Annotated in this window: 5 protein-coding genes and 3 pseudogenes; 5 read left to right on the top strand and 3 right to left on the bottom strand. The window is 70.8% G+C overall.

The features are described 5' to 3' along the window. Positions 1 to 491 precede the first annotated feature (491 nt). Positions 492 to 2,045 carry a flavin-containing monooxygenase gene (locus tag ADK52_RS04890; RefSeq protein ID WP_234343417.1) on the bottom strand — a complete coding sequence of 518 codons (1,554 nt, stop codon included), beginning with the start codon at positions 2,043 to 2,045 and terminating at the stop codon, positions 492 to 494. Positions 2,046 to 2,880: 835 nt separating this feature from the next. On the opposite strand from ADK52_RS04890, the gene ADK52_RS44360 reads away from it, so the two are divergent. The 4 genes and pseudogenes from ADK52_RS44360 to ADK52_RS04910 all read left to right on the top strand — a co-directional run bounded on the left by ADK52_RS44360 (position 2,881) and on the right by ADK52_RS04910 (position 7,564). Continuing rightward, on the top strand, positions 2,881 to 4,695 hold the full coding sequence (locus ADK52_RS44360) for an IPT/TIG domain-containing protein (protein WP_199828448.1): 1,815 nt from the start codon (positions 2,881 to 2,883) through the stop codon (positions 4,693 to 4,695). Between the two features lie 791 nt (positions 4,696 to 5,486). Continuing rightward, positions 5,487 to 5,807: pseudogene (locus tag ADK52_RS44905) on the top strand (IS630 family transposase); the annotation flags it as partial. A gap of 459 nt (positions 5,808 to 6,266) precedes the next feature. Next, positions 6,267 to 6,911 carry a dihydrofolate reductase family protein gene (locus ADK52_RS04905; protein WP_053688551.1) on the top strand — a complete coding sequence of 215 codons (645 nt, stop codon included), beginning with the start codon at positions 6,267 to 6,269 and terminating at the stop codon, positions 6,909 to 6,911. Between the two features lie 119 nt (positions 6,912 to 7,030). After that, positions 7,031 to 7,564, top strand: coding sequence for a GNAT family N-acetyltransferase (locus ADK52_RS04910; RefSeq protein WP_053688552.1), 534 nt, complete (start codon positions 7,031 to 7,033; stop codon positions 7,562 to 7,564). 234 nt (positions 7,565 to 7,798) lie between these two features. On the opposite strand, the gene ADK52_RS04915 is transcribed toward ADK52_RS04910, so the two are convergent. After that, on the bottom strand, positions 7,799 to 8,416 hold the full coding sequence (locus ADK52_RS04915; RefSeq protein WP_053688553.1) for a hypothetical protein: 618 nt from the start codon (positions 8,414 to 8,416) through the stop codon (positions 7,799 to 7,801). 108 nt (positions 8,417 to 8,524) lie between these two features. On the opposite strand from ADK52_RS04915, the pseudogene ADK52_RS43345 reads away from it, so the two are divergent. Beyond that, positions 8,525 to 8,715 (top strand): annotated as a pseudogene (locus ADK52_RS43345) (IS5/IS1182 family transposase); the annotation flags it as partial. Between the two features lie 214 nt (positions 8,716 to 8,929). Here the strand turns inward: ADK52_RS43345 and ADK52_RS42840 are convergent. Further along, positions 8,930 to 9,083 (bottom strand): annotated as a pseudogene (locus tag ADK52_RS42840) (septal ring lytic transglycosylase RlpA family protein); the annotation flags it as partial.

The following is a 9,083-nucleotide window of genomic DNA, read 5'->3' on the forward strand; positions in this document are numbered from 1 at the left end:
CCCCTGAGCAGACCCACACGTTCCTCTGCGAGCACGCCACCACCCACCCCCCCACCCCGCCCCGCGCGGCGACGGGGGCGGCAAGGGATCTGTCCGGCGCCTGCTGATGCCGCAGGAGGACGTGCTGGAGCACGGTCCCGGAAGACCGTGTCCCCCGACCAGTCCGCAGCTGATCGAATGACAGCGTGACGGTGCCGGTCGGTGCAGCGTCGTGGTCCGGTGCGCGCGCCGCCCCGGACAGACGATCCACAACACCTTGCAGACCAACGGCACGCGGATCGACAACGCCTGGGCCCAGTTCTTCCGGGAGTTCCAATTCAGGGTCAGCGTGTCCACGACTTCCTCAAACGGATCGTCGACGCGGCCACGCCGAGGTCGTTATGCATAGGGCGGGGTCCACCTCTCGGGGCGGGTGCGGGCGCAACCGGGAGCGAGAGCGTCGCCCTGTGCGGTGACGGCGTCCTTGGGAGCCGCGATGCGTGGGGCAGCTGTCACTTCTGCTGCCCGTGCGCGGGAGCCGGGACGCTGCCGTCCTGCGGTACCCGTGGGGCGGGCAAGCGAGAGGGAGAGGGCTGCCAGACGTACGCGGCGGGATCGAAGCGGTTCAGGCGTCGTGTGAGGCGAGGGGTGGACCAGGGCCATGCGAAGGTGTTGCGGCCACTGGAGGTGAGGTAGTAGCTGGTGCAGCCGCCGGTGTTGTAGACCGTGGTGGCCAGTGCCGCTTGTACGGCGCTGTTGTGGGCGTCCTGAACTCCGGGCCGGACCTCCAGGGCCCGGCTGCCGGTCTGGTCGAGGCGGGTCAGGGCGCTGGTGAGGTACGTGAGCTGGGCTTCCAGCACGGTGATGGCGGAGGTGGATCCGCCGAGGAGGTTGGGTCCCAGCAGCAGGAAGAGGTTGGGGAAGCCGCTGACAGTGGTCCCGAGGTAGGCCTGCGGCTCGCCGCCCCAGGCATCGTCCAGGGTCCGGCCGTCCGTGCCGTACAGATTGCTGGCCAGGGGCAGTTCACCGACGCGGAAACCGGTGGCGGTGATGAGGACGTCCGTCTCGGCGACCGTGCCGTCGGCGCCGACGATCTCGTTGCCCCGCACGGCGCTCACCGCGGTGGCGTGCAGGCGCACGTGCGGCCGGCTCAGGGCGGCGTAGTAGGTGCTGGAGGTGAGCAGACGCTTGCAGCCCAGCCGGTAGTCGGGCGTGAGGGCCTGCCGCAGCTCCGGATCGGGAACGGAGAGCCGAAGGTGTGCCCGGGCGCCGGCTTCGAGGAGGCGGGCGAGCCTGGGGTGGCGGAAGGCATAGCCGAAGCTTTCCTGCAAGGCGTACTGGGAGGCGCGCAGGCCGCGGCGGGCGCCGGGCAGCCGGTTGACGACCTGGTGGAACGCGGGGGACAGGCCCAGGTCGGGCTTGGGCAGGACCCACTGGGCCGTGCGCTGGAAGAGGTGCACGGCCGCCGCCCGGTCGGTGATGGCGGGGACGACCTGCACGGCTGAGGCGCCGCTGCCGACCACGCTCACCCGCTTGCCGGCCAAGTCAACGCTGTCGTCCCAGCGCGCGGTGTGGAGTACGGGGCCGGCGAATCCGTCGATCCCCGGCACGTCCAACGGGCGCGGGACGTGCCACGGGCCGGTGGCCATGACGAGGACCGCGGCGCTGTAGGAACCGTCGCTGGTCTCCAGCCGCCAGCGCCCGGCACTCGGATCCCACCGCGCCTCGTGCAGCACCACGCCGCAGCGCAGTACCTCGGCGAGGCCGTACCGCTCGGCCGTGGCGGCGAGGTAGGCGCGGATCTCCTCCTGCCCGGCGAAGACGCGGCTCCAGGCCGCATCCGGGGCGAAGGAGTAGCTGTAGAGCGTGGAGGGTACGTCGCAGGCACAGCCCGGATAGGTGTTCTCCCGCCAAGTACCGCCCAGCTGCGGAGCCTTCTCCAGCACCAGTACGTCGCGAAACCCGGCCTCACGCAGCCGGATGGCCGCGCCGAGCCCCGAGAACCCCGCCCCGACCACCACCACCCGCACATCCCGCCCGTGCCGCCCACCCTGCACGGGAATCACCGCACCCCTCCGGCGAGGGCCACCGCACCCTGCCAGGGGGCATCGCTCATGCTCGTTGACCGTGGGCACCCGGAACTCTTCAGCAACGCCATGCGACGCATGATCCCCCGGACCTCTCGCCGCCACTGCCGCGCGGCCGACCGCCGGAATCCGGTGAAGAAACGTCCCACCCTGGGTGTCGGGCGTTGTCGTGGTGGGATGTCGAGGTCCCCCGAACGGAGCATGCCCCCGGGCTTCCGGCGAGGGCGGGGGTGGGTTGTGCATATCGGCCGGCACCTGGTCTCGATGCTGCGCAGCCACGCCGTCCGTCTCGGCAGCCCGCCCCGGACCGTCATCGACGCTGCGCTCGACCTCGCCGCCGCCCGCCGCGCCCGCCGCCCGCAGCGATGGGCAGTCGGCGCGGGCGAGCTCGATGGTGACGTCCCCGCGCCGGTCTCGTACGGCCGCCTCGACCATCGCCTGCCAGGCCCGGTGGGGCCATTGCCCCCGACGAGGCGGGCCGGCGGCAGGCTCGGGAAACGGCGGCGCGGGGGCGGAACTTCGTATCGTAGACGCCCCCGTCCCCTCAGTCGGCGTTTTCGGCGGGGCCGATGGAATGATCCGGCGTTTCGCCCGCGCCCCGCCTCAGCGGCTGCGATGCTTCGGCCGGTATCACAGGGCCCCCGCCCCCGCGAGGGGCCCGGTGATACCGGCGAACGTCGGTGGCTCCGTGTGCGGGACGGCGCTCCGGTTCGTCGTGCCGGAGCGTCCGGCCGCGGCTTCCCGGGAGTCTTCGCCTCCGGCCGCCGCCGGGCGCAGTGGAGAGGGGGAGGCTTCGATGTCATCGACTGCTGTGGTGAGCGGACCGAGATCCCGGTGGCGCCACCGGCTGCTGGCAGTGGCCGCGTCGTCCGTGCTGGCCGCGGGCAGCCTGGCGGCTCTGGCGGTTCCGGCGGCGGCGGAAGGGGTGTGTGAGGCTCCGGTCGGGGCGGATGCCGTCACCACGATCACCTGCACGGCGGGTGGTTCGGGAAGCCTCACCGTGCCCGACGGTGTGTCCAGCGCCGTGGTCACCCTCGACGGCGCCGGAGGCGGGAACGCCTTCGACGGGACACCGGGCGGCAAGGGCGCGCACCTCGTGGCGACCGTCCCCGCGACTCCGGGGCAGACGTTCAACGTCACCGTCGGCCGCCGCGGCGCCAACGCCACTGCGAACCCGCAGTTCGGCGCGTCCGGGTTCGGCGGCGCCCTCGTGGCGGTGACCACGGCCTCCAACAACCCCTTGCTGACGGCCGGTTCGGGCGGCGGCGCGGGCGGAGCGGGCATCGGTTCCCCGGCCTACCCGGGGGCGACCGGTGGTGACAGCGGCAGGGCGGGCGCCGACGGCCACGGCCTGGTCCCGGACGCGCAGGGCGGTACGGGCGGAGGCCCGGGCACCGGCACCGCAGGCGGGGCGGCGGGGACGGGAGGGCAGGGCGCGGACAACGAGGGCGCGAACGGCTCGCCCGGCGCCTACCCGAACGGCTCCGGCGGCGCCGCCGCGCAGGGCGTCTTCAACCCGACCGGCGCCGGCGGGCGCGGCGGAGCGGGCTACGGCGGCGGAGGCCGGGGCGGTGCCGGCGGCCGGTACGGAACCACCGGTGGCGGAGGCGGCGGCGGAGGCGGCGGATCCAGCCTGGTGTCCGGCACGGTCCCCGGCTCACCGGTCATCCTGACCGACGGGGCCAACGCCGCGGACGGTCGGATCGTTTTCGCCTTCCACCGTGACGCGCCCACGGTCACCGGCATCAGCCCGGACACCGGACTCGCGGCGGGCGGCACGGTGGTGACGGTCACCGGCACGTATCTGGCGGGCGCCGTCATCACCTTCGGCGCGGGCAACCCCGCCACCGGTGTGTCCTGCACCCCGACCTCCTGCAGCGCCACCGCACCGGCCGGGAGCGGGACGGTGGACGTACAAGCCACCACGCCCGCCGGCACCAGTGCCGCGTCCCCCGCCGTCCGGTACAGCTACCTTCCCGTACCCGTGGTGACCTCGCTCAGCCCCTCCGCGGGCCCGACCGACGGCGGGTCCGTCGTCACGGTCACCGGCACCGGTCTGAGCGGCGCCACCTCGCTGACCTTCGGGCCGGGCAACCCGGCCGGTGCTCTGTCCTGCACCGCCACCACCTGCACGGCCACCGCACCCGCGCACGCCGCCGGCCCCGTCGACGTGCAGGTCACCACGCCGGGCGGGACCAGCGCCGTGGTCGGCGCGGGCCGGTACACCTACCAGCTCCCGCCCGCCGACATCGACGTGGACCTGGCCGCGCAGCCGGGCCTCAGCCTCCTCGTCCCGTACCTCACCTACACCCTGACCGCCCACAACACCGGCCCGGGTACGGTCACTTCGGCCACACTCACCGCGACCCTGCCGCAGGGCTCCTCCGCCACCGCGCTGTCCCCGGGGTGCACCGCCATGGGGACCACCGTGACCTGCGGCTACGGCACCATCGCCGCCGGCGCCGCTTCGGCCAAGACGTTCCGGGTACCGCTGAGCCTGCTCTCGCTGGGCCGCGTCTCGGTCACCGCCACCCGTACGGTGTCCGCTCCGTCCGACCCCAACCTGCTCAACGACAGTGCGACCGCTGCCTGCACGGTCGTCTCCGTCCTCCTGGCCACCTGCCCCTGACCCCCGGGACAACACCCGCCTTCAGGATCGGCCCCCGTCCCGCAAGCCCACCGGCTCGCGGGACCGCGCCGCGCCGATCCTCGGGGTGCCCGTTTCCGGTCTCCACCCGCCGCCCGGCCCGTCGACCGGGCCCTGGGTCGGCGTGTTGGATGACGTTCACGACGAAGACGAAGAGGATGATGCTGCGGGCCAGATGACGTCCTCGGCCACCCGCAGCAGCCGGAAGGCCGACTCCGGGTCGGCGTCCGCGCGGCGTGCGACGGACGGGACCGGCTTCTCAGGCGATGCCGACCTTCGGGGCCTTCGCGGCCTCCGCGACGTCGGCCTCTGCGACGTCGGCCGCTTCGGTGGCGGCCGGTTGCGGCGTGCGGACGAGCGGGACCGTTGCGCACGCGGCGAGCAGGGATGCCAGGGCGACCGCGTACCAGCCGTGCTGGAAAGCGGCGACAGTGTGTCCGGGTGCCGGGGTGCCGGGGCGCCGAGGAGGCCGACCAGGATCGCGACGCCGAGGACCGCGCCGATCTGGCGGCCCCGACGTGCGGGCGCCTGGATGGGATCGGGCCGGGCCGATCGAAGGCTCCTGAACTCAGCAGCGATCACGAGTGAAGCGGTCGCCTCGATGGCCGGCCGAGCCGTCGGGGCATGTCCTCGACCGCATCCGCAACGCTCCCACTGAGGCTTTCCGGTTGTCGTCGGGTGGCGATGGTCCGTGATCCTTGCGGTATCCCGGTGGTACGCGGTAGCCGGAGGCTGGGGGACGGACCGCTGAGAGCCGGGCGCCTCGTGAAGGGATCCGGCTTCAGGCCGGCGAGTGCTTCGCGGCGGATGAGAAGACTGCGGTGATCGCGAAGCACCACCTGCGGGTGAGTGTGCGGTCGGTGGAACGCCGGCGCCGCGCCTGGCGCGCGGGCGACGTGGAGGCCTTGCGCCCTGCGGGTCCGGCGGACTCCCCGACCATTACCGGCGCCCAGTTCGCCGCGTTGGAGGAAGAACTCGGCACGGGCCCGTCGGCGCAGGGCTTCGACGATGAGCGGTGGATGCTCACCCGGGTCCAGACGGTGGTCCGTCGTCGGCTGCGGGTGAGTCCGTCGGTGCCGACGGTGTGGCGGCTGTCAAACGGCGCGGCTGATCCTTGCGGGCTCCCGTCGGCGGAGCCGAAGCAGTACGAGGCCGAACGCGACTGGCTCACCACGATCCACCTCCCACCGTATGCACGCGACAGGGCCCACCACCCGCGCCTTGCTCCACTCGGTGAACCGCCGCTGAGCCGCTGCCCCGGCAGCCCGAACGATGTCGTCGGCAATCGTTGCCTCATGCAGCCCGACATGGCCACGAACACGATCGCGGCGAGTACGTCCCGGCCACGCCGTGCCGACGCCGGCCAGTCGCTCAACAATCCCCACCGGGACCGACAGTTTCCCATTCCGCCAAATGAGATGTCGTCTAAAATGGCTTAAACCTCACAAATCGAGACACTGGGTAACCGAGTCTCAGACCGATCACGGACGCGGCGATGAGTTTTCCCGGCCCGGCAAGTCTCACCACCGCTGTCGACAACACAGGAGGAGCACGTGACTCAGCTGCTGAGAGTCCAGAACTTCAACGTCTCGAGCGACGGGATCGGCGCGGGTGAGGACCAGACCCTCGAGAGGCCATTCGGTCACGTCGACCCCGGGAGGCTCTTCGCCTGGGCCGGCGCCACGGCGAGCTGGCCCATGCGCACCGCCCCTGGGGGAAGCCGGGGCCTGGACGACTACTTCACGCGGGACTACGCCCGCAACATCGGCGCCGAGATCATGGGCCGCAACAAGTTCGGGCCCCAGCGCGGGCCCTGGCAGGACTACGAATGGCAGGGCTGGTGGGGCGACGAACCCCCCTTCCACACCCCGGTGTTCGTCATGACCCACCACAAGCGTCCTTCGATCACGCTCTCCGACACCACGTTCCACTTCGTCGACGGCGACCCGGCCTCGGTCCTTGAGCAGGCCCGGGAAGCGGCGCAGGGCAAGGACGTCAGACTCGGCGGCGGGGCCACCACCATCCGGCAGTTCCTCGACGCCGACCTCGTCGACACCATGCACGTCGCGGTCTCGCCGGTGAAGCTCGGGTCCGGAGTACGACTTTGGGAGTCCCCCGAAGAGCTGCTCGACCGGTTCCACCTGGAGGTCGTTCCCAGCCCGAGCGGGGTGGCGCACCACCTGTTCTGGCGAAAGTGACCAGTCCTCAGGGCAGCCCCGGCCAGGCCGACCTCCCGTACGTTCACGGAACGTGCCTTCAGTCGGACCGGCTGAGTACTTCAGTTGGCACGGAGTGGCGCGAACAGGATCATGTAGGCATGTCTGATCACCTGTCACCCGCATCGCCGACCACGGTGCGACTCACGCGGTACACGAAGACAGAACAAAGCGAAATCCTGGGCACCGGCGACGATCCGTTCGGCGTCGCACACACAGGTCTGACCTGGCTCCCCAAGGAGGAGCATTTCGGCATCAGGCTCGGCGGCCGCCTCGTTGCACACGCCGGTCTGCTCCGACTGCCCATATCGATCGGAGGTGTGAGCACCGAGGTGGTGGGCGTCGGCGGAGTTGCCGTCGCTCCGAACCTACGGGGTCAGGGCCTTGCCCGGCTGGTCATCACGGCGGCCCTGGACCATGCACGAACGCTGGGGCCGTCGCACGCGCTTCTCTTCTGCCGCGATTCCCTCGTGCCCTTCTACGAGCGCCTCGGCTGGCAGGCGCTGGACCAGGAAGTCCATGTCGAGCAACACGAGGGACCGGTTCCGATGCCGTTGCGGACCATGCGGACCCCGCTTCATGGCGGAGTGAACTGGCCTGCCGAAGCGGTCCACGTGCATTCGTTTCCCATGTAAGGAAGGCCCTTTCAGCCGGTAACGCCTCCGCCCCGCCGACGACTTCGCCGCGCTTCGCGAACGGGCGAGCCCCGGTTCGACAATGTCCCGCCACACTCGTCGAAGTTCCCCACTCCACTGGACTCTGGGCGGAGTGGGGCATCACTCAGTTCACCCCGCCCCATGTCCACCTGAAACGATGCTTGGCCGGAGCAGTCACGTGATTGACCTGAAGTGGCTGGGGCCGATCGGGGGTCACCCCTGGGGCGGACCGATGACGGACTGACCGATCTGCTCTGCCAGCCAGGCAGCGTGCCGTTCCTCGGACCCGTCACGATTCCTGCGGCGCACGTGGACGAGCACCGTGTGGTCATCGGAGCGCTCGTCGAGGCCTTGGGTTCGGCAGTTGAACAGCAAAGAGACCCGGGCGTTGTCGGCTTCGCCGTGGAGGTCACGGTCCGGTACGTCGGGCCAGATCAAGCTGGACCACCAGATCTCGCCGATGTTCCGTCCCACCAAGGCGGCAAACTCCTCCTCAACGCTGCCCACGGGCCGGTATTCCATCGACGCCCGGAGCGGCAGGTGCGAGGAGAGGAAGTCCGTATCGCTGGAAAGCTCGGGCGCGTGGACCCCGCCGTGCAAACCCGTCGGGTCGGAAGGATCCCGCGCCCAGTCCTCGACATCCTCTCTCCGGAACCAGGCATCCGGCAGCGCCTCGCGTATCCGCAACACCTCCGGGACGGTACACAGCTCCACCTCCACTGACACCTCCGCGTACTGACGGTCGCCCACTGCCACAAGCTGACGCGCCACGTGCAGAGCCAGTACCGGGTCGGTGGTGCGGAAGATCGGGTACGCGATGGGGTTGGACATGTAAGCACCTTGCCACAGCCGACGGCGGACGAAGATCCGTTTACCTCTGGGGGCCCAATCAGGATCGCTCTCACCAAACTGTCACGTGATCGCCCGGACAGGGCCTGGCTCAACAGTCTGCTGAGGCGTCAATTTCGCAGGCAGGAGGGCCGGGAGCAGGAACCGAGTGCGTGTGTCATCGACTCGCAGGGCATCAAGACCTCCACGAACATCCCCTCGGCGGGCCAAGGTGTCGACGCGGGCAAGAAGATCGTCGGGTAGAAGCGGAGCTCGTCATCGAAACGGTTGGACTTCTTCTCGACCATCGTCCGCCGGGACTTGGCCACCAGAGGATTCGCGGTCCTGCCCCGATCGGCTTTGAAGTCATTCTGGGCGATCCGAAAGAAAGCCCTGGAGCAGCGGCGGCACACCGGATCAGAACCGCGCCCCCTATGCCGTCGGGCCGGTGCCATGGCGGGACGGTGCGCCCTGTGGCCCCGCCATGGCTTGGCAGCCCGAACCCGCTGCGGTCGCTCAGCCGACGCGTTCGATGCGGGCCCGGCGGATCAGGTTCTTGCCGGGTTCCCGCACCTTGTCGAAGGCGGTGTTGTTGAGGAGGACGCAGCTGCCGGAGGGGCCGTTGACCGTGACGGTGGTTGCCTGGCCGTTGTCCAGGTTCGTCACCTTC

The organism is Streptomyces sp. WM6372 (genome assembly GCF_001279655.1).
Lineage (GTDB): Bacteria > Actinomycetota > Actinomycetes > Streptomycetales > Streptomycetaceae > Streptomyces.

Excerpts from the sequence above, each read along its gene's own strand:
- ADK52_RS04915 (WP_053688553.1), bottom strand. The coding sequence starts at position 8,416 with ATGTCCAACCCCATCGCGTACCCGATCTTCCGCACCACCGACCCGGTA.
- ADK52_RS04910 (WP_053688552.1), top strand. The coding sequence starts at position 7,031 with ATGTCTGATCACCTGTCACCCGCATCGCCGACCACGGTGCGACTCACG.